Source organism: Ferrimonas lipolytica, from assembly GCF_012295575.1.
Classification (GTDB): Bacteria; Pseudomonadota; Gammaproteobacteria; order Enterobacterales; family Shewanellaceae; genus Ferrimonas; species Ferrimonas lipolytica.
On record NZ_CP051180.1, the window covers coordinates 3,062,498 to 3,084,176 of the forward strand.

The window sequence follows — 21,679 nt, forward strand, 5'->3', positions numbered from 1 at the left end:
TCTTCCACGCAAGAATGAAGCGGTTTAACAAACAAAGTCGATTACCGCCTAGATTGACACAGCTATTAAATATTATCTACTTAGAGCCGAGTTAATAACTTCATAAAATCAATTATATAACAACACACTGCCAGTACTCGGGTAGTAATGAAGCTCACCCCCTGTCGTTAACAGATAACTGCAATAATCCGCTCGCTGCTGCTGGCGAACCAGCAACGCTTCAGCGGGCTTACCCATCAATTGTTGCCACAGCAGCTGACAGCCATGTTGCGGTTGTGGCCAACCTTGAGCAGACATAACCGTAAGTGTATATACATTACCATCGGGTGATGAAGAAGAGAGTGATACAGGTTTATTTTTAACCAACCAGTTTCCTCGGACAATCAGCAATGAATCAATAAAACGCTGTTGCACTACCGTTGCTGGAATCGTCTTCTCTATCTCACCAATGGGTAACCGCCACCACAACACCAACATAATCAACAATGATAACAGCAACATAAACAGTCGTTGTTGCCGAGTGTCAGCACGTTGTTGACGGCTCATCAGTGTCCCTGTACTGCGCTGAACATATCCCACATCGGCAGATAGATACCCAATGCCAATACCGCTAACATACACGCCACAATCACCAGTAAGATTGGTTCAAGCTTGGCGGTTAAGCCTTTTAGCTCGTGTTCAACCTCACGATCGTAAAACTCGGCAGCATCATCCAACAGCTCATCCAAACGGCCTGTTTCTTCGCCTACCGAAATCATCTGCATCACCAGCGCAGTAAACAAGCCACTTTGACCAGCAACCCGCTGCAAACTATCACCACCTTCAATCCCTCGGCGCATGGTAACAATGCTTTGCTGCATGTAAGTGTTGTCGACTGCTTCGGAAACCAATTGCAACGATTGATGGATCGGCACCCCACCGCGCAACATCATCGCTAGGCTGCGGCTAAACCGGCTCAAGGTGGCACGACGGATCAAGCTGCCAAGCAACGGCATCCGCAGTTTGAATTTATCCCAGTTATAGGCACCAGCTGCCGACAACAGATAAGCACGGATCCCAAAAAAGGCGGCAATGACGCCAATAGTTAGCAGCCACCAATAGTTGACAAAAAAATCAGACGTACCGATAAGGATTCGGGTAGGCAGCGGCAATTCAGCACCGAACTTGGCAAACATGCTGGCAAACTGGGGGATCACAAAGATATTCAATACCACCATTGCTACGGCAATCACCGCGACCACAATCGTCGGATAGCGCATCGCTGCTTTGACTTGGCGTTTGGTCTCAGAGTCTTGCTCGATGTGCTGATGCAAACGGCCAAAAGCCTCATCCAAGTTACCGGTATTTTCACCAACGTGGATCATCGCCACATACATGGCGCTAAACACTCGCGGATGTTGGTTCATCGCCGCAGACAGCGGGTGCCCTTGCACTAACTGATCACGCAGATCGAGCAAGGTTTCCTTCATTAACTCGTTATCTTGTCCTTCAGCCAAGCCCGTTAAAGCTTGCAGCAATGGGATCCCCGATTTAGCCAGCGACTGCATCTGTCGCGTAAATAACAGCAAGGCTGTTGTCGGAATCTTCGATTGAAACAGCGCCTTAAACTCAAGCCCTTTGCGCTCACTGATTGGCTTAAGCTCGAGCGGGATTATCGACCGCCGCATCAGCTGTTCCATCGCCGCACTTTCGCTATTGGCCTCTAAAGTGCCATCCACTTTGTTGCCACCGGGACCTCGTCCTTGATATTGATATTGAGGCATATCAAGACTCGTCTATTCGTTGAGCCAGACTCTGGCTGAGTTCGCTGATGTCTTCAGCTAAGCGCATCGCCTCTGACAGCGTAGTTAAACCTTGGCTGGCGTAATCAAGCGCAGCTAAAGCCAACGGCTGGAAGCTTGGGTTACGGCGCGCCGCTTTGGCAAAGGCAAGTGGGTCGCCGTCGCGCAGGGCATCAATCATCGGTTCATCAAGCTCAAGCAGTTCATATACCCCGATACGACCGCGGAAGCCGGTTTGGTTACAGCGCTGACAACCAACACCGCGATGGAAGGTTCGTGCCGCTACTTGAGCATCTGCAACGTGGGTTAACCAGGCTTTTTCAGCTGGTTCTGCCTCAACCTCAGTGGCGCAATGATTGCAGATCCGACGCACCAAACGCTGGGCCAGAATAGCCCGCAGTGCCGATGAAACCAAGTAAGGTGCGGCGCCCATATCGATTAAGCGCAAGGTCGAGCTAATGGCGTCGTTGGTGTGCAAGGTTGATAACACCAAATGACCGGTTAGGGCGGCTCGCAGGCCAATTTCAACGGTCTCTTGATCACGCATCTCACCAACCATGATGATGTCCGGATCCTGACGTAAGGTGGTACGCAGCACTTGCGAAAAGGTTAAGCCGATCTTCTGGTTTACCTGTACTTGGTTAATGCGGTCGAGGCGATATTCGACAGGATCCTCAACGGTGATGATCTTATTGCTCGGCTGGTTAAGCTCATTCAACAAACCATACAGCGTGGTGGTTTTACCTGAACCAGTTGGGCCGGTAACCAAAATCATGCCGTGGGGACGATTAATCTGTGCTCGTAAGCGACGTTGAATCGCATCGGGCATACCGGTTTTGGCAATATCGAGCAGGCCCGCCGATTGGTCCAGCAAACGCATCACCACTGCTTCGCCATTTTGGACCGGCATGGTGGATACTCGCACATCAACCTCATGCTGGGCGATGGTAAACTGGAAACGACCATCTTGCGGTAAGCGCTTCTCCGAAATATCGAGCCCAGACATCAACTTAATCCGCAGCACCAAGGCATTAGCGACTCGGAACTCGGTTAAGGTGTTCTCCATCAACTGACCATCAACCCGGTAGCGAATCCGCAATACGTTCTCATCCGGCTCAATGTGAATATCCGATGCACGTACCTGCATCGCATCTTCAAAAATCGATTGCAGTAGCCGCACTACGGTCGCGTCACCACCGTCGTCATCGGCCATCAATCCAGACAGAGTGAAGTCTTGCTCGTCGCCATACTCTTCTTGCAACTCACCAGCAATTGAGGCGATCTTTTCTGTGTGGCGGTAAAGGTTGTCAAACGCGTCCAGCAGCTGCCCTTCTGTCGCAACCGCTAGGCGGATCTGGCGCGGAGCCAACAGCGTTTCTAGGGTATCCAACGCGGCCAGATCAGCGGGATCGCTCATAGCGAGCAACACCCCATCTTCATCGGCTTCAACCACTAAAGCGCGGTAACGACGAGCGTGAACCTCGGGTAATAACTGCACCAACGCAGGGGCAATACGACGGCGACTGATATCAAGGAATGGAATTGCCATCTGCTGCGACAAAATGGTCAGCAGCTGCTCCTCGGTAATCGCTCCCATATCAATCAGGGTACGACCGAGCTTACGCCCACCACTTTTTTGCGCGGTTAACGCCGCCATTACCTGCTCTTCGGTTACGGCGCCTTCGGCTACCAGCAAATCACCTAAGCGTTGTTTTAATTGTGGTTTCATTTACTGCCTCTTAACTGCTGCAGACGTTGCTGCGCATAGTCGGTTGCACTGGCATCTAATCCCGGTAGCAACAACGCCTGTTGATACGCATTAATGGCTTGATCACTGCTTGCGATAAATTCAAGGTTGTAAGCCAAACTGACCCACCAATTCGGGTTATTGGGTTGCAGTTGTGCCAGCTGTTGCCAATCCTGTGCGGCCATCTCGTGCTGTTGCAGTTGCTGCAACAAGGTTGCTCGCTGCGCTAACTGCACCGGTTCAACTGATAACGACTGACTAAACTGCAGCCACTGTTGCGCCAGCGTGTGCTCATCTCGGTTTATGGCACGCTGGGCCGCAACAATGGCGTAACCGGCGTATCGTGGATATTGCGCTAGCGCCCGCTGCAACAAACGCTCCGCTTCATCAACTGGCATCAGCGAAATCAGTGCAACACGTGCTTGATGGAGCTCGGGATCAAGCTCTAATGCCCGTTGCAGTGTTGCGCGGGGATCGGTTTCAGTCTGGGCCTGCTGCCACAACTGTTGTGCTAGTTGTTGCGGTGACAACGGCGAAGGTTGAACTTGTAAGGTCGCAACAGGTTGGGGCTGAGTAACTTTCCCTACTCGTTTCGGAGTCGATTCAGCGCTCTTTACTGGCGCTGAGAACGTCGGCTGCTGATTGATATTAGCCAGCACTGGAGTCGCTTCATCTCGCCTTATCGGCTGAGGCTGTTCAACTTCAATCATGGTTTTAGCGACAGCTTGAACCGCATTGGATTCAACCTCAGCCAGATCGGGTGCATTAGGCTCAATCACAGCAGCTTCCTCAACAGGTACTGGTGTAAGTTGTGTATCGGGCAGCGCTACCGAGGCGATCGTTTGTGCTTGTGGCTCAAGCGCTACCGGTAATGATGTTTCAATGGCCACGTCAGGTTCACTGGGTGTCAACAGCTTGTTATTATCGGCACTCATGTTGGCGAGCAATGGCGTTAACGTTGGCCACCACAGCCACAGCACTATGGCCAGCAGCAACACAACAACCAACCATTTGTGTTTTGCTCTGGGTTTCGCCGCTGTAACCACTTGGCTGGCACTGAATGTTGGAGCAATGGCACTGGGGTTGCGGCCTGAGCGCTCGAGCTGCTTTAAGGTATCGTTGATAATACTCATATAGCCAACTCCGCAAAAAAGCGCAGCCACACACCTGCTACCAATAACCCGCATAGCGCTAACCACAGCGGTGTACTACGCGGCCAGTTGTCCCAAAACTGAGGCTGATGTGCCGCTTCAGTATCGACAATGGCTTTGCGAACAATGCTCTTATCGAGATTGGCTTGGCCAGAACCAAAGCCCAGCATTAATGATTTGTGAGCCAATACATTGAGTAAGCGAGGAATACCGCCACTGGCACGCCATAGCAACTTGGTCAGCGCTGGGCTAAATAGCGATTGTTGAGTGAAGCCTGCGATCTGTAAGCGGTGCTGCAGATAGCCATAGCACTCGTCAACAGAGAGGCCCCGTAAGCGATAGGAAAAGGTGATTCGTTGCCGTAATTGACGCAACTCCGGCTGAGCAAGACGGTGATCCAACTCCGGTTGTCCCAACAACACCACCTGCAATAACTTAAAGCTTTCGGTCTCGAGGTTAGTAAACAACCGCAACGCTTCCAAACTGTCATTTGGTAACGCCTGTGCCTCATCAACCACCACCACCACTGGCTTGTTTTTCATGGCACTACGCATCAGCTTATTGCCAATGGTTTGAGTGAGCAGTAGCGCGTCTTGTTGTACTGGTAGCCCTAACTCAGCCGCTAGAGCACGGCGCAGCTCATCGCCATTAAGATAAGGGTTCGGTAGCCAGGCGAATTGATACTTATCCGCTAACTCGTTAATGAGTTTGCGGCAGATCATGGTTTTGCCAGTGCCAACCTCACCAGTCACCTTGATGAAGCCTTCCCCAGCAGCCAAGGCAGTATGAAGTACCTGTAGCGCCTCCTGATGGGGAGGCAACTGATAATAAAACTGCGTATTAGGGGTAAGCGTAAACGGCAGTTTTTTTAGGCCAAAATGGTACAGGTACATCTACAAATTAATACCAGTCAGTGATTTTACTCTGGGTACGTTTAAGTTGCTCGCTCCAGGTATTTTTGCCAACGATTGTTGGCCGTAACAAGATCACCAGTTCGGTCTTATCGGTTTGTTGAGCGCGGTTGGTAAACAGCTCACCTAAGATTGGGATATCACCTAAAATTGGCACCTTAGATTCGTACTGATAGTTGCTGGTCTTCATCAAACCACCAATCACCACCACATCACCGCTGCGAGCTCGAACCAAGGTATCCGACTCACGAATCTCACTTTGTGCCAATGGCAAAATGGTTGGTTCTGAACCGCCGCTGATGGATTTATTTTGCTCAGAGATCTCGGTAACTGAAGGGTGTACATGGAGTAGTACGTCACCATCGGCACTGATCTGTGGCGTCACATCCAGCGCAATTCCTGAGAAAAATGGCGTTAGTTCAATGTCTGACTCAACGTTGTCGTTGTCTGTACCGGTTGAGAACGAGCTGTAGTCCGTGACGAAGTACTCATCGGTTCCCACTTTAATAACCGCCTTTTGGTTATTCACCGCAGTCACACGAGGGCTAGATAACGTATCCACGTCACCTTGGGTATCAAGCAAGGTCACCACGGCTGAGAAGTCAGTACCAGAAAAGGTTAAGCCGGTAATGCCGCCAATTGCATCGGTTACTGTATCGCCAAAGCTACCTGAGGTGGTATCGCCTCTAACATCAATGTTACCTGAGTTACCTATGCTGGCGGTGACATCAGACCAATCGATACCCTGCTGGTAGCCATCACTTAGTTTGACTTCGAGGATCCGCGCTTCTAGCACAACCTGACGGGTGAGGTTGGTTTCAGCACGCTTGAGGAACTCCTTCACTTCACGCAATTCACTTGGTGAGCCTTTCACCGTGACGAGCCCAGCTTGCGGCAGCACAATCACGTTACGTCCTGGACCGTTGCCAACCATCTGCTGTAGGACTTGCTCAAGTTGAGTCCAAAAATCGGTATCGGTGCGGCTAGTGATAAAGGTGCCGTTGGTGGAGTCGCTGCTGTCACTGTCGCTCGAGGATCTGGAGGAATCAGAATCGTTATCATCCGAGCTAGAGTCCGAACTGGAATCATTTTCATCACTAATACGACCAGAGTTTACTGAAGTCACACTCAAGCCGTTACGTTGCATCAGCAGATAGTTAACGGGGATGGTTTCACTGCGTAGACCGGCTGGGTAAATCTGTATAACACTGCCGCTGCGGCGAATCTCGTAACCGTACATGTCTTGCACGGTCACCAACGCTTGCTTTAGAGTCACTCGGCGTAAATTGAGTGAAATAGTGCCCTGAACACTTGGGTGAACGGCAACATTGTAATCACTATTGCCCGCTAAGCTGGCAAAAAACACCTGTGCATCAACACCGTTGGCGGCAATGTCGATCAACGGCTCGGTAGGTGCCGTTGGTGTTAGTGCGCTGCGTTGAATCTGCTGCTGTACTGACAGCGGCAATGGTGGCGGTGTGGTGTTGGCTCTTTCGCTTGCCTGCATGGCTTCATCTAACGCATTGAGCGAATCAGTGGGTTCAATATGCTCTGATGGCATATTTTGACAACCGCTAATCCCTAGCAGCAGCGCTGCCGTCCAGCAGCCTTTCATTACACGTTCCATCAATGCTCCTGACTCATCTCACTGATCTGAGGAAATAGGCTTAGTTTGCTGCCATCACTCAGTACGACTTGATCTCGATGAATGGTGCGGATCCTTTGTTGCCCCCACCTATCGCCTTCGCGGTAACTTTTACCACCAATAATCACCAAGCGTTGCTTACCTTGAATCACAATGGATTCCAGTTCGCCCTTGGCTTGTTGCTGTTTCACTACTGGGATACTCCAACTTGGAGGCTCAGTAGGGTCGATGCTGTTAGCGGCTGCTGGCAACGCCAGCATTAGCATCATCACCTTGATGATATCCAACACGGATAGGCTCCTGTTCAGTCCCCAATGTATCTAAGTGCAGTTGCAATCGAGCCAACGGAAAGTCCGTTACCTTGTAACTAAACTGGCGCCAATAAAAACGGCGTTCCATCTGCTCCATCCGCGCCAGTGCTGACTGTAATGCGAAGTAACTGCCTTCCAGCTCCAATAACACCCCATGACGATATAAACCGCCCTGCTCGGTCATCGCTTCACTGCTCAGAATCTCCAATTTAATCAAATCGACCCCTTCGGCTTTGGCAAGCAGAAGGGCCAACGAAGCCGCCATCTGTTCCGGTACCACTAAATCTACCAGCTCTTGCTGCAGCGCCCCTTCAATCGACTCGATCTGTTGCTGCAATTGCTGTGATTGCTGCGTTAGCTGTTGGTTAGGATCTTGCTGTAACTGTGCCAACAGCAATTCAATTTGCTGTTCTAGTTGCTTATTTTCACGCACCAGTTGGGTGTTTTGATTGTCAGCCTTGGTTGTGATTTTAAGCGCTGGCTCGATACCAAAGGTGTAACCCAACAGCACGATAGCAAACCAAGCTGAAACACCAATAAGTACTCGCTCACGCTGGTTTAGGCCACTAAAGAGTTTGACGTAATGCTGCCATTGCTGCTTCATTGGCCCTCCTTAGTCGTTAATGCCTGTGGCTGATGGCTGGCCTCAAACTTCACCGGCCCACCCTCTTCACCATTGATGGTGAGGTTACTTAGCGCTCGGCCGCGCAACGACTCTTGGCTGCCTAGCTTGTCGATCCATGCTGGTACCGCTGCTGCGCGTTGGGCTAATCCTGCTAAACGCATATGGCCACTAGAAACCGCAAACTCTTGCAACCACACCTGCTTATCTGCCGCCTTGGACAGATCTTGCATCAGGTTGGAGAAGCCCGGTTCAATCAGAAACTTATCATGCTCAAGCAGCGACTGGATCTGTTGCAGCCCCTGTAACTTTGATTGCGCTTGAGCAACGTCCGCTTGCAACTGCAATGAAGGGGTTAGCTTAGCCAGCTCAGCGCTGTACTGTGCCACATCAGCAGTAAGGGCCTGTTTTTGAAGCGTCAGTTGTTGCTGTTGTTGCTGTAACTGTTGCAACTGCCAGTTGTGGTAAACACCCAACAACAGCATTAACACGAGCAACAGTAATGACGCCCCCAACACTAGTGGCAAGGTCAACCGTGGCTTCACCGGCAGCATAGTTGCTGAATAAAGGTTAATTCTTGTCTTCATCGTGCCCCCGAACCATTGCTGCGGCATGTGCCATCAACTGTGCAGGTGTTTGCCCTGAATCGGCCAAATTTTGTACCGGCAAGCCAAAGGCCTGTTCCAGCCTAGTTGCCAAAAATGCTTGATGCTGGGGCGGTACAATCAATGAAATACTATCGGCTGGTGGTTGGCGTAACTGCCGCTCGAGATAATCCATGGACCGCTGCAACTCCAGTTGAAGAGCGTCGAATAAGCCCATCTCCAGCTCTTGTTCACTCATGCTATCGAGTTGATTAAAGCCACGAAAGGAACGAGAAAATAGCAACTTACCATCGCTGGTAATCAATAGCTTTAATGGTTGCTCGGGTTGATGCCATAACAGGATTTGTGGTCTAGGGTTGGCCGCCAGCAGTTCTAACAACACCAACTCTTCGATGGTTACCATATCAAGCTGCAGATCATTGTTATCCGCGTGGGTGACCATTTTAGTCAACACATCGCGATCGCTAACGACGACCTGCAGCATATCGCGGTCGGCCGGGTTAACGGCTAATTGAAAGTAATCCAGCTGCATTCGCGCTAGTGGCAGGGTCGCTAAATCCCGTACGGTAAACGGCAGCGCTTGCACCAGTTCCTCTTCCGGCACTGGTGGTCGGTCAATGGCGATCATTTGGTAGTGACTGGCGGTTAATGCCAGCTGCATTCGACTCGGGCCAATGCGTTTCGCCGCATCATGCCAAGCGGTTGGATCTGTGCTATTGAAGCCGAAACCCCCTTGCTCGTCCATCACCCAAATGGTGTTGTCACCAAGCAAACAGGCACCGGTCACCCGGTTTACTGTTTTTTTACGAGTCCATTCGAACACTAGAACCCCCTGAAAACCGTAAATTTGATTTACGGTTGCGACTAACACTGCGCATATTTTTATATAATAATCAGCAATTATGCGCATTACTTCATACGCTTACCAGCACTAGATTATATCAATATAATTAGTCGCCTTCAGTGTTGAAAAATCGCCCTTGCCCTACCTTGATCCCCAGCTCCTGCAAGTAACTCCATTCAACCTGCTCCTCTACTCCTTCGGCAATGATCCGCAGGTGGTGATGAGCTGAAGCTTGGCACAGGCTGGTTACCACTAGCTGGCAATCTGGACGACGATCAATGTGCCGCACTAAACTAGGGTGAAGCTTGAGCCAATCAACAGAAAAGTCTTCAATGTAGCGGGTGTGTTCAACCGTATAACCGACGCCGTCGACAGCCAACTGCAACCCCATCTTCTTCAGTTCGGTTAACACCGAAGACATCTTGGCACCGTAGTGAACCAACTGACGTTCGTTGATCTCCACCACCAATTGGGTTCGCCGTACCTGATAATTGGCCAATAACATTGCCACCGATTTGCCAAAGCGCGGATGCATCACCGACTCAGCCGACAGGTTTACCGATACCGGTTCTTCCCAGCCCTGCTGCTGCATCTGTTGCAACGCCATGGCTATCAAGTCACGTTCAATCCGCGGGCGTAAGCCACAACGCTGAGCCATTGGTAAATACAGCGAAGCCGGTAACACCTTGCCGTTCTGGTCCAACAACTGACTAAATTGCTCGCGCTTAACCACCGCTCCGGTGTCGTCGTACAATGGCTGATAGTGGGTTTGTAATCGATTTTTACTGAGCGCAGCTTCGATGATGCTGCGCCAGCGTACCGTCCCTTGCGCGAGTTGCCGGTCAACATTGCCTTTTTCATACATGAACCAGTTACTCTGTCCCTGTAACTGCGCCGCGCGCAGTGCCTGTTCGGCATCATCAATCGCTTGTTCATAGAACTCATTGCGGCAGAAGTAGGTCACACCGATATTTAAAAAGTGCTCGCTATCGGCTTCGTCGGGCAGATGCAGTCGCTCCCCCAATCGATGCAGTTTTAACGCTAAGCTTTCCGCCTCTTTGAGCGGCAACCCCGGAATAACCAAACCCAGTTGCAACCAATGCAGTCGAGCAAATACTGACTTGCTGTGCTCCGTGAGAATAGGCTCAGCCAGATCGATAAACTGCTTCAATACCGGCAGGCGGATCTCCACCGGCAGATCTTCTAAACCGGCAAATTGTAATAAACAGATAACTCCATTAGTTGTAAATTGGCCATCTTCAGACATCGACATCAGCCGACGCTCGAAGAACAAGCGGTTGCCTAAGCCAGACTCTTTATCTTGGAAGGCATTGGTACGTACTTGTCGGTCTAGCTCGAGTTTCGATTGTCGTTCTTGGCGCCATAGGTCGTACAGGGTGTTATAAGCTCGCGCGGCCGATAATGGTCGCATCGCTTTGGTCGACTCTGCTGCTGCTGCAACGTCGCCTTGGTTAATTCGAGCACCATGACTGGCTAACAATTCAATGCCATGCATCTCCTGCCTTAACCATCGACGCCCATAGAGCACCATCAATAACGCCACCATGAACCCACCACCAATCATCACCCACTCCGGCCAAGAAAACTGCTGAAACAAACGTGGACTTGGGACAACTAGGGTTAGGGTATAATCATCATGGATTTGGCGAACAGTGGTGATAACCGACGTTGAGGTAATCTTGACGCTGTTCCAATCCATCAACACCTGATTGTTGCGCTCTAGCTTGAAGCTTTTAGCGCGAAATGAGGTCAGGATTTCGGGCAACCACTGCTGCATCTCAGTTGCTTGGGGGTCGTGTTCGACTTGCACCTCAACGATATTGACCAGCTGTCCAATCCCGTGGGTACGGTAATTCATTGCCGCGGAGAAAACGGCACTAAAGCTGCTAAACAGCAAACTGAGGGAGATGAATAATAGTGACACGCCCCAAAATAGGACTAGCCGTTGAGTTTGTTCTCGGTTACGTTTCAATGTGGCTCCTGCCTTTTAAAACCTGCTAATGCGACCCTGCTTAGCGTTAAATTATTAACCAAACGCACGCATCACTGACGCCGGACAATTAGCACAGTTGCATACGGCGATAAGTATAGATGGCGACACATTGCCACAACCTTAACAGCAGAAGTGCCCCCCTTGGCTCACTTTTTTAGGCTAGATAAGAAAAACAGATCAGAATGGTCGCCAAAACAACCAAAGACATACATTTGTATCAGCGCTATAGCTCATTCCCAGTGCGCCTCCCTAACTGAATCTTCCCTTTCGTTGCTGCTTGGCCTACTGGTCGGTCTTAACCTGCTTGCCAACATTTAGGTTGTGAGCCCACTTCTAGATTAAGGTTGATGGATTCAGCGCTTGTGGCACCGTACAACTAGTCTCACTCCAACGGTTACAGCTGGCAAAGACGACCTTCGCGGCCAAGCAAAAAGTTCACCAGCGTCGCAAAGGCACCAGTGATGTTCATCTATATAATGGCTCTAGTTCAGATAGTTATGCCGCTGGCACAACAGTTAGCCGGGAGGATTGTAGTGATTGCTCAATCATGCCGATGAAGCGACTGGCCATCGGGCTGAGGTTATTTTGGGTAATTAAGCTTCGATGCAGGAAGTGATTGAACTCAGGAATCTCAAAACCAACCGCTTGCCCACTGGCAAGTAAAGGCTGCACTAAACTGTGTGCGATAAAGGCGATACCTTGGCCACTAAGAATGGCATCCAACGCCAAATTGAGATCGTCCATCACCACTACCGACGGAAAATCACCGACGCTGCAATCATTTTTCTTAAGGTTATCTTCGAGCAGATCGCGCGAACTGCAACCGCAGCGTGCGGTATACAAACGATATTGCAGCAGTTGTTGGAGCGAGGTGGGTACCTGCGTCCCAGCTTTGGCGACAAATAACGTATGTTCTGGCGTCAAACAGCGCTGTTGCCCTTGGTGCAGCGGCAGGGCGTGGTGGTGTTCAAGCACAGCAAGATCTAAGGTCTGTTCGTTAATCCCTTTGATCGCATCCTGAGGAACCCCCTGCAGCACACTTAAACTGGAGGTATCTCCCATCATTTGATTAAAGTCGTGCATTACGCGCGGCAAACGGGAATAGCCAAACACTGGGGTACAAAACACATTCAAAGAGTTAGTTTGCACCGAAGGTGCCCCCTGCATCTGCTGTTCTAACGCTAAAATCTGGCGGCCACAATTGATCACCTGCTCGCCTTTGTCGGTGAGTTGCAATGGCGAACTGCGATACAACAGCGGCTGCCCAAAGTAGCTCTCTAGATTTTTAAGTCGTTGCGATACCGCGGATTGAGTTAAATGCAGTGCTTTAGCCGCTTGCGACAAGCTACCGTACTCCATCACTTTGATTAGCGTTTCCAGATCTACCGTTCTCATCATGAGACCTCAAAGAGTGTAACCTCCTCAAGTATATTAGAAAAATCTAATTCTACATTGATAGATATCAAAGAAACCACATTCATCGACCTGATGCGGTTGCTTTGATGCCGTCGGCTAAGCGTTATCTAATAGCTGTGTCGCAGTTAAGTGTTGAGGTTTATATCAAGCCTTCGGCTCTACTGATTTCGGTACTGTTAGGCGACGGCACATTCTTGTATGTATTAGCGGGGAGCTTCGCCCCTTTGGAGTCTCCCTTGCCTTAGGTCGCAGTCCAGAACGCTTCGCTGGACTGCTCCAATGCGGCAGAAGAGCAACGGCGGCAGTGCTTTCCCCTTGTATCAAAACTCGCCTAACCGTTGCTTTAACAGCATTGGCAAGAACAACACTTAGTTGGTACACAGCCTATCTAATAGCAGCAGCCTCTCGGTTTTTCATTGGGTCTGCAGGGAACCCAAGCGCCTGCCAGTCCATTCGGCCAGATTTTCCATGACAATCCATGCAACCTAAGCTTTGCTCTTTAGGTGCCACCATATGGTTTAATCGCCACCACATTTCGGTCTCAGCGAAGTCCAACTTACCGCTGTAGCTTAGCCCTTTAGCTTGCATAACCACATGTTTGTCCATGCCTAGCTCAGCAGCAAGATCCCAATCAAAGGTGCTCCAAAAGCCATCTTTGCCGGTGGTCTGCGGCGGAATAAACACCCGATGTTTAACGTCATAAGGTTGACTGCCACGATGTACCTTAAAGGGATAAATTTTGGCACTAGAATCGTTGATGTCACCCAGTGGCCAGGCCAATTTAGTCACCGTTTCTGGAATCATCTGCTCTCCCGTAACGTAAGCGCCGGCCTTACCGTTGAACCAAGCGTATTCAGGCTCTACGTTTTGAGCAAAGGTAAAGTGACCCTTCTTCTTATTGAAACTGGCTTTGCCATACTTATCCTTAGGTGCTGGCAAGTCTTGGCCAGCAGTAGACCAATCCCAGCTCATCTTGGTTGGTTCTATCTTGGCAAACGTTGGGATATGGCAAGTTTGACAAGCCACCGATGCAGTATGGTTATTAAGCTGTGCTTTTTCATGCGGTGCCGCATCATGGCAACTCTCACAACCTAAGGTACTGCTGCCTTTTGGTGACACCCCCATAGAGTGGCCAGGGATGTCATGCTTTTCGGTGATATGGCAGGCCTGACATTGCATGTCGTTGCCATCAACGTCCATATGAACATCGGTATCGCGATCGGGATAGCCCATACTGGAATCCAGATCACCGTGTTTAATTGCATCACCACCGCCCCCAAAGAAGTGGCAACTGCCACAGTTATCACGGACAGGCTTACCCACGTTACGAGCAATCCGTTCCAACTTACCAATGGTGCTGGCTGTTGGCTCACCCGCTTGGCCACTTTTCACATAGCTGCCCGTGGTGTCATGGCATACTAAGCAGTCGATGTTGGTGGCATCTTTAAAATCAAACTGATTGTCTTTCCAACCGTAGCCAGAGTGGCAACGGGTACAGCTTTGCTGATTGCCGCCACCAATGGCGATGCAGTAGTTGTTAATTGCAGTTTTCTTACCGTGTTCAACCAACTTACCGTCAATCAATTGCTCTTTAGACCAGTTCCAATGCACGGTTTTCATTACATCGTGGGCCTGCTCTTCATGGCAAGCTAAACAGGTCTCGGTCACTTGTGAGCCGCTAGTAAAGGGGCCATGAATCATATCTTGGTGAGGCGTTTCGCCTAACGCCGGTAACCCAACTAACAGTGTTGATACCGCCAACGCGAGGTGTGATTTGCGCCAGCCGCGCACCACAGGTGAAAATCGAAGGGACATAGGATCTCCTTGGAGCGGCTGTAGCCGCTCCTCATTAACAGTTAGAACTTGACCGTAATCGACGCATTGATGTCGTAGGCTTTATCGATAACCGGCAGTAACGACACCGCCGTACCATCTTGCAGTTCATCGATACTTTGTGGTTCTCCGACTGGAGTACCGCTGCCGGAGTATTCGTAGTCGTAGTACAAGCCAGCGAGCTTAATAAACATGTTCGGATTGATGTCGTACATGTAATACAGTTCGCCAACATGACCACGAGTGGCGAGCTTGCTGCCAATAGGGTCATCTTGAGCTTGGGTAAATGGAGTCCAATACTTCGAGCCGTAGTTATATTCCAAACCAAACTTACCGTTACCAACGGGCACCTGAATGCCGGCATAGAGAGAGTACCCATCGCGATCTTTGCTGCTAGTGGCACCACTCACTGCCATTACCGGCATGCCGGTGGCGTCGATATCAGTCACCTGATAAACCGCATCCGAGTGGAAACCTCCAAACATACCGGCTTCACCATTTGGCATGCTGCGTGTCCAACCAACTGAGGTGAACCACTTAATGTCGTTGTCCTCTTCACGAGCGAAGGTCAGCCCACCAAGCAGCATATCGCCAATCACATTACCCGGCTGGTAACGGACAACAGGGCTAATCCCGGTTCCTTGTTGATCTTCAGGCAGCATCATGTCGGGCATGGCAAAGGTGCCTTTAAAACCATCATTGATGTCTTTAGCGCCAAACAGAATGAACTGGAGGAAGTTGTTGTCGTCATTCAGTAGATCAATATTGAAGCCACCAAGGTAGGTATCTTTGGTCACAATTTCGTTGTATAGCTCACCGTTACCATATTCCGATTCATAACCTTGGCCTAAACACAGGCGCACGACTTGACCTTCTGTACCGGTGATCTCATCCATGTGGTAACCAAAGGTCGCGCCATCAAAATTGAAGTTAACCACGTGGCCTGATGGTGTTCCGCCACGCTTCTCATTTTCGCGGAAGTTGGTCGGCACGCCGTAGGTCGATGGCCGCCGACCGAAGGAGATGTAAAGCGGTGAACCAGCAACATTTTTCCAATCGAAGTAAGCACGCTCGACAAACAAGTCGTCGCCAGAGGGGTTGCCACTGCTGGTGCCATCCATATTGAATGAACGCCATGAATCAAATACTTGAACGTCGGTGTCATCCCCCCAGTTTTTGAACATGGTCAATCGACCAGAGAAGCTAACGTTGTCCCACACCTCGGCGCGCAGATTCAGGCGCAAACGGGTGGTATAGAACATGTCGTTATCGATATCGTATTGCTGCGGTGCGCCACTGGCAAAGGCTCCAACCCCCTGCAACTGCCCAGCCATAAAGGCTTGTGCTAAATCCGGGTAGGCCTGCATCATTTTACCAATAGGCGAATCGGCACTCATTGGATCGCCAAACACCCCTTGCATCGCCTTGGCAGCAAAATCATCAAAATCAACATTGGCGCCGGGGGCATAGGTAACGTCGTCGTAGCTCAACGTGTGCACCTTGGTACGGAAGTCGCCACTGATCTGAATTCTATCTAATGCGGTATGCCGCTCGGTATCATCAAGCCGTTCATCGTTTTCCTCTAACCACTCCGTCAGCTCAATGACTTGGCTGTTAAGGCTCTCAACCTGACGTTGCAGATCGGATACTTTGTCTTGACTGATTTCTGCTGCTAAGCAAATAGGGGCCGCTAATAATTGGGCCACACATAAAGCAATGATTGATTTACGCATCACACATATCTCCCTGTGCGTGAAAGTGGATGATTAGCCGCAGGTTTGAGGCTGATCGGAGTCCAAGGCGTGATCGAATAGAAACTGGTTAATATCTAACTTTTCCTGATCGGATAACGCCTGCCATGCATCGGGGTTGTGCTTGTGTTTATTGCGTTTGAAGTATCGATCCCACTGCTTCATTGTTTTCGATAGAGGCGTCAACTCTGGCGCCTCAGCGCCGGCGCTATGACACGCTTTGCAGTGTTTTTTATAGAGGTACTTACCCTTTTTAGGGTTGCCCCCTTCTGCGGCTAAGGCGCCACCGGCAATAACAGTTGCAACTAATGCGACTAATGCCAAAGTGCTGTGCTTTTTCATCATCTACTCCTGAAGGCTTTATCGGTGCCTTATGGCGACCTTCTAACCCAAAGGGTATTAGCAGAATCTTATATTTAGTAACGACGAATTCTTATACCCCCATTAGCGTCACTTAATATCGGCTCAGATAAGCCGATTGAACCCGACAAAATGAATTAAATTCGGATTAAATTGAATGGAATAGCACTGAATAGCGCTGCTTTCTAAAAAAAGATGATGAAATAGAGCGGCAATATATAGGCCAAATTTGTGAGCTTGATAACATCAACAACCGAGCGCAAAGAAGGGCTGTGTACCAATTAAGTGTTGTTCTTTCTAATACAGTTACAGCACCGGCTAGACTAGCGCCGATACAAGGGGTTAAGCACTACCGCCGTTGACCTTCTGCCGCATTGGAGCAGTCCAGCGAAGCGCTTAGGACTGCGACCTAAGGCAAGGGGGATTCCAAAGGGGGCGAAGCTCCCCTCTAATGCATACAAGAATGTGCCGTCGCCACCGCGACATCCTCCCCCAAAGCACCGAAATCGGTGAAGCCAAAGGCTTAAGATAAACTTCAACAGCTAACTACGACACCGCGCAAAGATGGGGTTAAACAGGGCAGAGATTGAACGAAATGAGCCATCGCTATTAGCTTAAATTCGCTAGGGTAATTACCAATAACGCTCTGTCTAAATCGTTACCGGTAACTGGATAATCTAAGCGATTAGGCTAAGTCTGTTTTGGTCACCGCCGCAACCACCGAGATCTCCACCAACAGCTCAGGCCTTGCCATCGCCGCTTGCACACAGGCGCGAGCTGGAGCATCGCCAGCTGGAATCCACGCATCCCACACTGCATTCATGGCGGCAAAATCACCCATCGTTTTTACATAAATGGTGGCCGACAACATGTCACTACGGCTAGAGCCGTAACGATTTAATAGTTCATCCACCTTATCCAGCATGGTTTGCGTCTGTTCAGTAATATCTTTGCTGGCGTCGGCAGCCACTTGGCCACAAAGGTACAGGGTATTGTTGTGCACAACCGCACGACTCATGCGCGGCTTGGTTTCATAACGTTCAATCATCATTGGTCTCAACGAATAGGGTTAATTGTGGGGGGAAAGATATTGATAGCAAGGATACCCCAACCCAATTCATTTGTGGCAATGGTTCTGCGCCAGCGAGTTGAAACCACAACTATCCCAAATGGTTGCGCTTACCGTAGCAAAAAAAACTAACCTGATTTACCCCGCCATTATTAATGGCTGTGCACCAACTAAGTGTTGTTCTTGCCAAGGCTGTTAAAGCACCGGCTAGGCGAGTATTGATACAAGGGGAAGGCACTACCGCAGTTGCTCTTGTGCCGCATTGGAGCAGTCCAGCGAAGCGTTTTGGACTGCGACCTAAGGCAAGGGGGGGATTCCAAAGGGGGCGAAGCTCCCCGCTAATGCATACAAGAATGTGCCGTCGCCACCGCGACATAACCCCTTAAGAGTACTGCAACCGGCAGAGCCAAAGGCTTGATATAAACCTCAACACTTAACTGTGACACCGTCGTTATTAATCACTAGCACGCCAAGTGATTAATAATCAACACAATTACCTGCGTAAGATCACAAAACACAATCTAAATGGTAATGATTTGCATCTGCAATATTGATCGAAAAATGAATCTGGTTAAAGTGAGCGCAAGTTTGCTTAATCGTCTGGTTAAGCGCCGTAAATTTCGACTAAAAATGGATTGATGACCGATGACTTCCCGTTCACGCTACTCACTAACTCCCGTTGCTATTGCAGTCGCCGCTTTGTGCTGTGCTATGTCTGCACAGGCCCAAACTGAACAAGATGCTCAAGACGACAAAATGGTGGTTTGGGGCACACAGGTTAGCAACGATAACTCCTTGTTTAGTGAAGATATTGCCCTAAAGCAGGCCGATCACCTATCAGATCTACTGCGCGACCAAGCCGGGGTTGATATCGGTGGCAGTCACTCAATGAACCAAGGCATCAACATCCGTGGCGTAAGCGAGCTGGATCTTGAGATCACCATCGACGGCGTAAACCAAGCCAACAACGTGTTCCACCACGCTGGTAACCTACTGGTCAACCCAGACATCCTTAAAACGGTTGACCTACAGGTTGGTAACAACTCTGTATTGACTGGCGGTATCGGTGGTGGCATCGCCTTCGAAACCAAGGATGGCGCAGACATGTTGCGCGCAGATGAGAAGTTTGGCGCACGAGTAATGGCAGGCGTAGCCAGCAACGATTACTACAACTACTCGACCACCGCTTACGGCCAATTAACTGACACCGTTGATGTGTTGGCTTACTTCAGCACCATCGATCGCAATAACCCAGAAGATGGCGATGGCGTAGAACGGGAAGGCCAAGAGGGCGAAACCAAAAACTACTTAGTTAAATTCGGTTGGAACGCCAATGCCAATAACCGCCTTGAACTGGCCTACGACTACTACGAAGACGCTGGCGACTACACCCAGAAGTCTAACTTTGGTTACTACGATCACGAAAATTTAATCTACCCAATCGAGTACACCCGTGATTCAGTGTCACTGAACCACGAGTTAACGCTAGACAATACCAACGTTCATACCTCGGTATACTACAACGAGATGAACTACGCGACCGATAAGAGCAGCACCTACTTCGGTGATGCTAACTTTAGACAGCGACTGGACGAGCCATGCACACCAAACGGCAGTGACTGCTTCGTTGGTACCTTAAGTGAAGGTAACGTCGTTAACATCGGCATTAAGACCCTAGCGGAAACCGAACTAAACCTCGCCGATATGTGGCACACCGTGCGCTACGGTGCTGAATACAACACCCAAGAGTCGAAATTGCTGGTTAACGGTTCCACCTCTGGCGAAGAAGAAACCGCTGATAGCTGGGCCGTGTACGCTGAAGATGAGGTAGAGGTGGCAACAGGCTGGTTCGTTACTCCTGGTATTCGCTACAACAGCTACAAACTCGATATGGCGGCGTCAAACGACACCTTTACTGATACCACTTTTGGCTTGTCGACTAAGTATGAACTGACCGAAGCGTGGACCTTACGCGCTGCAGCAACCGAGCTATTCAAAGGCCCTGCATTGACTGGTTCTTTCCTAACCTCTGGTTCTGCGCTAAACCCAGATCTTAAGCCTGAAACCGGCGTCAACTACGAAGTAGGTGCAGCGTTCCAGCAAGAGCAATTTATTGGATTAGACCGCTTTGGTTTCTCCACTACCGTGTTCCAAACCAATGTTGATGATTACATCGATGATGCTATGAGCGGTAAGGCTTCGCTATACAGCAACCTTGGTGACTACGAGAACAGCGGTTACGAAATCGTATTCAACGCCAGTAAAGGCAACCTAAGCAGCCGTCTAACTTACTCTGCGTCTGATTCTGAGTTCACTCGCGTTGAAGCCGACAGCGGCCTTATCAAAGGTGAATCACTGCCTGACGAAGTGGGTGACAGCATCTCCTTCAACTTAGGCTACACCGTTGACAGCATCGGTTTGAACCTAAGCTGGACCAGCTTGGTAACTATGGATGTTGAAGTCGATGACGCCGATGGTACCGAGAAAGACAGCTACGACGTTCATAACATCAGCGCGGCTTGGACCCCAACCCAGCTTGACCGCCTAACCATTACCGCTGGTGTTGAGAACCTGTTCGACGAGCAATACGCTTCGCACGCTTCTCACGACATGGGCTTCACCGACTACGAGCCAGGCCGTAACGTTAAAGTTACCGTGGCTTACCAGTTCTAAGCACTGCAGTAGCTAAGCACCAAAAACAAAGGGCCTTATCGGCCCTTTGTTGTGTCTGGTGCTGTAACTAACCACGGTGACTGTCACTCCTGCCACCGTATACGCTCGCCATTATTCCTGTTAACGCTGCTCTATAAGGTTTGCCAGCAATGTCCGATTGGAAACAAAGTCTGCAAAAAACACGTTACGTCATGGATGTGTTATTGCTTGTCAGCTTCATCATCATCTCTGCCCCTAAAGCCACCGGCATCCCCTTACATGAATGGTTGAGCCTATTGTTTGTTATTCCTTTTCTCATTCATTTGCTGCTGCATTGGAGTTGGTTTAAGAAAAGCTTCAGCCGCTTAATCGCTAATATCTCACTTAAAGAGCGCATTAATATTGTTTGGAACTACGTCATCTACCTCACCATGCTGCTTGCTTTTGTTAGTGGTTTTTTAATCTCCGAGGCACTGCTACCAGCCCTCAATATTGAGATTAATATTCTCGACTTCTGGTCCAAGTTACACCACAGCTCGTCGGTTCTGTTGATGCCAATGACCGGTATCCATCTAGCCCTGAACTGGAGTTGGGTAGTAAAACTAACAAAACGGATGAGAGCTAAAGGAGTGACGCGATGAAGTACTTACAACAAGATTGGCAAGCGCGCACAGCCATAATCGTGTTGGTTTCGGTGGTGATCAGTATTGCCATGATCGCATTGGAGCTCACCCCCTGGGCTGAACAAATAAACCTGCAAGGGTATGAGCATGGTGGCGGCAAGGAGGGGAAGAAATCGATGGACTCGGCGCTGATCTACATCCTGCCCTTTGTAAAAGTGCTGGTATTAACCGGCGTACCGCTGCTAATAACTCTCATCGTGTTAAAGGTAACCAACACCATAAAGCGCTGGCTGCGCCGCAAGTAAATCTCAGCAGCAACATCAACAGACAGTGTTGATGTTGCT

Annotated in this window: 19 protein-coding genes; 3 read left to right on the plus strand and 16 right to left on the minus strand. The window is 49.8% G+C overall.

Annotated features, from left to right (window positions below; all coding sequences use genetic code 11):
- Window positions 1-108: 108 nt before the first annotated feature.
- The 16 genes from HER31_RS14055 to HER31_RS14130 all read right to left on the minus strand — a co-directional run bounded on the left by HER31_RS14055 (window position 109) and on the right by HER31_RS14130 (window position 18,039).
- Window positions 109-546: a hypothetical protein gene (locus HER31_RS14055; RefSeq protein ID WP_168661374.1), complete on the minus strand. Its 438-nt coding sequence runs from the start codon at window positions 544-546 to the stop codon at window positions 109-111.
- Window positions 546-1,763, minus strand: a complete 1,218-nt coding sequence (locus tag HER31_RS14060) for a type II secretion system F family protein (protein WP_168661376.1) — start codon at window positions 1,761-1,763, stop codon at window positions 546-548. Before HER31_RS14060 ends, HER31_RS14055 begins: the two co-directional genes overlap by 1 nt.
- A gap of 1 nt (window position 1,764) precedes the next feature.
- Complete coding sequence (locus tag HER31_RS14065; RefSeq protein WP_168661378.1) at window positions 1,765-3,510, minus strand: GspE/PulE family protein; 1,746 nt, start codon at window positions 3,508-3,510, stop codon at window positions 1,765-1,767.
- Window positions 3,507-4,661, minus strand: coding sequence for a tetratricopeptide repeat protein (locus tag HER31_RS18850; RefSeq protein WP_238786834.1), 1,155 nt, complete (start codon window positions 4,659-4,661; stop codon window positions 3,507-3,509). Before HER31_RS18850 ends, HER31_RS14065 begins: the two co-directional genes overlap by 4 nt.
- Window positions 4,658-5,572 carry an ExeA family protein gene (locus HER31_RS14075; RefSeq protein WP_168661380.1) on the minus strand — a complete coding sequence of 305 codons (915 nt, stop codon included), beginning with the start codon at window positions 5,570-5,572 and terminating at the stop codon, window positions 4,658-4,660. Before HER31_RS14075 ends, HER31_RS18850 begins: the two co-directional genes overlap by 4 nt.
- A gap of 7 nt (window positions 5,573-5,579) precedes the next feature.
- Entirely contained in the window at window positions 5,580-7,217 is a 1,638-nt protein-coding gene (gene mshL / locus HER31_RS14080) for a pilus (MSHA type) biogenesis protein MshL (RefSeq protein WP_238786835.1), read from the minus strand.
- The gene (locus HER31_RS14085) at window positions 7,217-7,525 is read right to left on the minus strand and encodes a general secretion pathway protein GspB (protein ID WP_168661382.1); all 309 of its coding nucleotides are present in this window, start codon (window positions 7,523-7,525) and stop codon (window positions 7,217-7,219) included. The genes mshL and HER31_RS14085 overlap by 1 nt, the downstream gene beginning before the upstream one ends.
- Complete coding sequence (gspM, locus tag HER31_RS14090; protein WP_168661384.1) at window positions 7,470-8,150, minus strand: type II secretion system protein GspM; 681 nt, start codon at window positions 8,148-8,150, stop codon at window positions 7,470-7,472. Before gspM ends, HER31_RS14085 begins: the two co-directional genes overlap by 56 nt.
- Window positions 8,147-8,755: a PilN domain-containing protein gene (locus tag HER31_RS14095; RefSeq protein ID WP_168661386.1), complete on the minus strand. Its 609-nt coding sequence runs from the start codon at window positions 8,753-8,755 to the stop codon at window positions 8,147-8,149. The genes gspM and HER31_RS14095 overlap by 4 nt, the downstream gene beginning before the upstream one ends.
- Window positions 8,739-9,596, minus strand: a complete 858-nt coding sequence (locus tag HER31_RS14100) for a hypothetical protein (RefSeq protein WP_168661388.1) — start codon at window positions 9,594-9,596, stop codon at window positions 8,739-8,741. The genes HER31_RS14095 and HER31_RS14100 overlap by 17 nt, the downstream gene beginning before the upstream one ends.
- 127 nt (window positions 9,597-9,723) lie before the next feature.
- Window positions 9,724-11,610 (minus strand): EAL domain-containing protein, encoded by a 1,887-nt coding sequence (locus HER31_RS14105; protein WP_168661390.1) that lies wholly within the window; start codon window positions 11,608-11,610, stop codon window positions 9,724-9,726.
- A 516-nt stretch (window positions 11,611-12,126) separates the two neighbouring features.
- A complete protein-coding gene (locus HER31_RS14110) occupies window positions 12,127-13,029 on the minus strand; it encodes a LysR family transcriptional regulator (protein WP_168661392.1) in 903 nt (300 codons plus the stop codon).
- 402 nt (window positions 13,030-13,431) lie between these two features.
- A complete protein-coding gene (locus tag HER31_RS14115) occupies window positions 13,432-14,862 on the minus strand; it encodes a tetrathionate reductase family octaheme c-type cytochrome (RefSeq protein ID WP_168661394.1) in 1,431 nt (476 codons plus the stop codon).
- A gap of 41 nt (window positions 14,863-14,903) precedes the next feature.
- Window positions 14,904-16,613, minus strand: a complete 1,710-nt coding sequence (locus tag HER31_RS14120; RefSeq protein ID WP_168661396.1) for a DUF3373 family protein — start codon at window positions 16,611-16,613, stop codon at window positions 14,904-14,906.
- Window positions 16,614-16,646: 33 nt separating this feature from the next.
- On the minus strand, window positions 16,647-16,976 hold the full coding sequence (locus HER31_RS14125) for a c-type cytochrome (protein ID WP_168661398.1): 330 nt from the start codon (window positions 16,974-16,976) through the stop codon (window positions 16,647-16,649).
- A gap of 700 nt (window positions 16,977-17,676) precedes the next feature.
- On the minus strand, window positions 17,677-18,039 hold the full coding sequence (locus tag HER31_RS14130; protein ID WP_202983647.1) for a RidA family protein: 363 nt from the start codon (window positions 18,037-18,039) through the stop codon (window positions 17,677-17,679).
- A 666-nt stretch (window positions 18,040-18,705) separates the two neighbouring features.
- Here HER31_RS14130 and HER31_RS14135 point away from each other — a divergent pair.
- The 3 genes from HER31_RS14135 (at window position 18,706) to HER31_RS14145 (ending at window position 21,640) form a co-directional block, all read left to right on the plus strand.
- Complete coding sequence (locus HER31_RS14135; protein ID WP_168661401.1) at window positions 18,706-20,733, plus strand: TonB-dependent receptor domain-containing protein; 2,028 nt, start codon at window positions 18,706-18,708, stop codon at window positions 20,731-20,733.
- A gap of 149 nt (window positions 20,734-20,882) precedes the next feature.
- The gene (locus HER31_RS14140) at window positions 20,883-21,353 is read left to right on the plus strand and encodes a DUF4405 domain-containing protein (RefSeq protein WP_168661403.1); all 471 of its coding nucleotides are present in this window, start codon (window positions 20,883-20,885) and stop codon (window positions 21,351-21,353) included.
- The gene (locus HER31_RS14145; protein WP_168661405.1) at window positions 21,350-21,640 is read left to right on the plus strand and encodes a hypothetical protein; all 291 of its coding nucleotides are present in this window, start codon (window positions 21,350-21,352) and stop codon (window positions 21,638-21,640) included. Before HER31_RS14140 ends, HER31_RS14145 begins: the two co-directional genes overlap by 4 nt.
- The last annotated feature ends 39 nt before the right edge of the window (window positions 21,641-21,679 follow it).

Bases quoted from the DNA above. Each gene is read 5' to 3' on its own strand.
- HER31_RS14055 (WP_168661374.1), bottom strand. From the start codon at position 546: ATGAGCCGTCAACAACGTGCTGACACTCGGCAACAACGACTGTTTATG.
- HER31_RS14060 (WP_168661376.1), bottom strand. From the start codon at position 1,763: ATGCCTCAATATCAATATCAAGGACGAGGTCCCGGTGGCAACAAAGTG.
- HER31_RS14065 (WP_168661378.1), bottom strand. From the start codon at position 3,510: ATGAAACCACAATTAAAACAACGCTTAGGTGATTTGCTGGTAGCCGAA.
- HER31_RS18850 (WP_238786834.1), bottom strand. From the start codon at position 4,661: ATGAGTATTATCAACGATACCTTAAAGCAGCTCGAGCGCTCAGGCCGC.
- HER31_RS14075 (WP_168661380.1), bottom strand. From the start codon at position 5,572: ATGTACCTGTACCATTTTGGCCTAAAAAAACTGCCGTTTACGCTTACC.
- mshL (WP_238786835.1), bottom strand. From the start codon at position 7,217: ATGGAACGTGTAATGAAAGGCTGCTGGACGGCAGCGCTGCTGCTAGGG.
- gspM (WP_168661384.1), bottom strand. From the start codon at position 8,150: ATGAAGCAGCAATGGCAGCATTACGTCAAACTCTTTAGTGGCCTAAAC.
- HER31_RS14095 (WP_168661386.1), bottom strand. From the start codon at position 8,755: ATGAAGACAAGAATTAACCTTTATTCAGCAACTATGCTGCCGGTGAAG.
- HER31_RS14110 (WP_168661392.1), bottom strand. From the start codon at position 13,029: ATGATGAGAACGGTAGATCTGGAAACGCTAATCAAAGTGATGGAGTAC.
- HER31_RS14115 (WP_168661394.1), bottom strand. From the start codon at position 14,862: ATGTCCCTTCGATTTTCACCTGTGGTGCGCGGCTGGCGCAAATCACAC.
- HER31_RS14120 (WP_168661396.1), bottom strand. From the start codon at position 16,613: ATGCGTAAATCAATCATTGCTTTATGTGTGGCCCAATTATTAGCGGCC.
- HER31_RS14125 (WP_168661398.1), bottom strand. From the start codon at position 16,976: ATGATGAAAAAGCACAGCACTTTGGCATTAGTCGCATTAGTTGCAACT.
- HER31_RS14130 (WP_202983647.1), bottom strand. From the start codon at position 18,039: ATGATTGAACGTTATGAAACCAAGCCGCGCATGAGTCGTGCGGTTGTG.
- HER31_RS14135 (WP_168661401.1), top strand. From the start codon at position 18,706: ATGACTTCCCGTTCACGCTACTCACTAACTCCCGTTGCTATTGCAGTC.
- HER31_RS14140 (WP_168661403.1), top strand. From the start codon at position 20,883: ATGTCCGATTGGAAACAAAGTCTGCAAAAAACACGTTACGTCATGGAT.
- HER31_RS14145 (WP_168661405.1), top strand. From the start codon at position 21,350: ATGAAGTACTTACAACAAGATTGGCAAGCGCGCACAGCCATAATCGTG.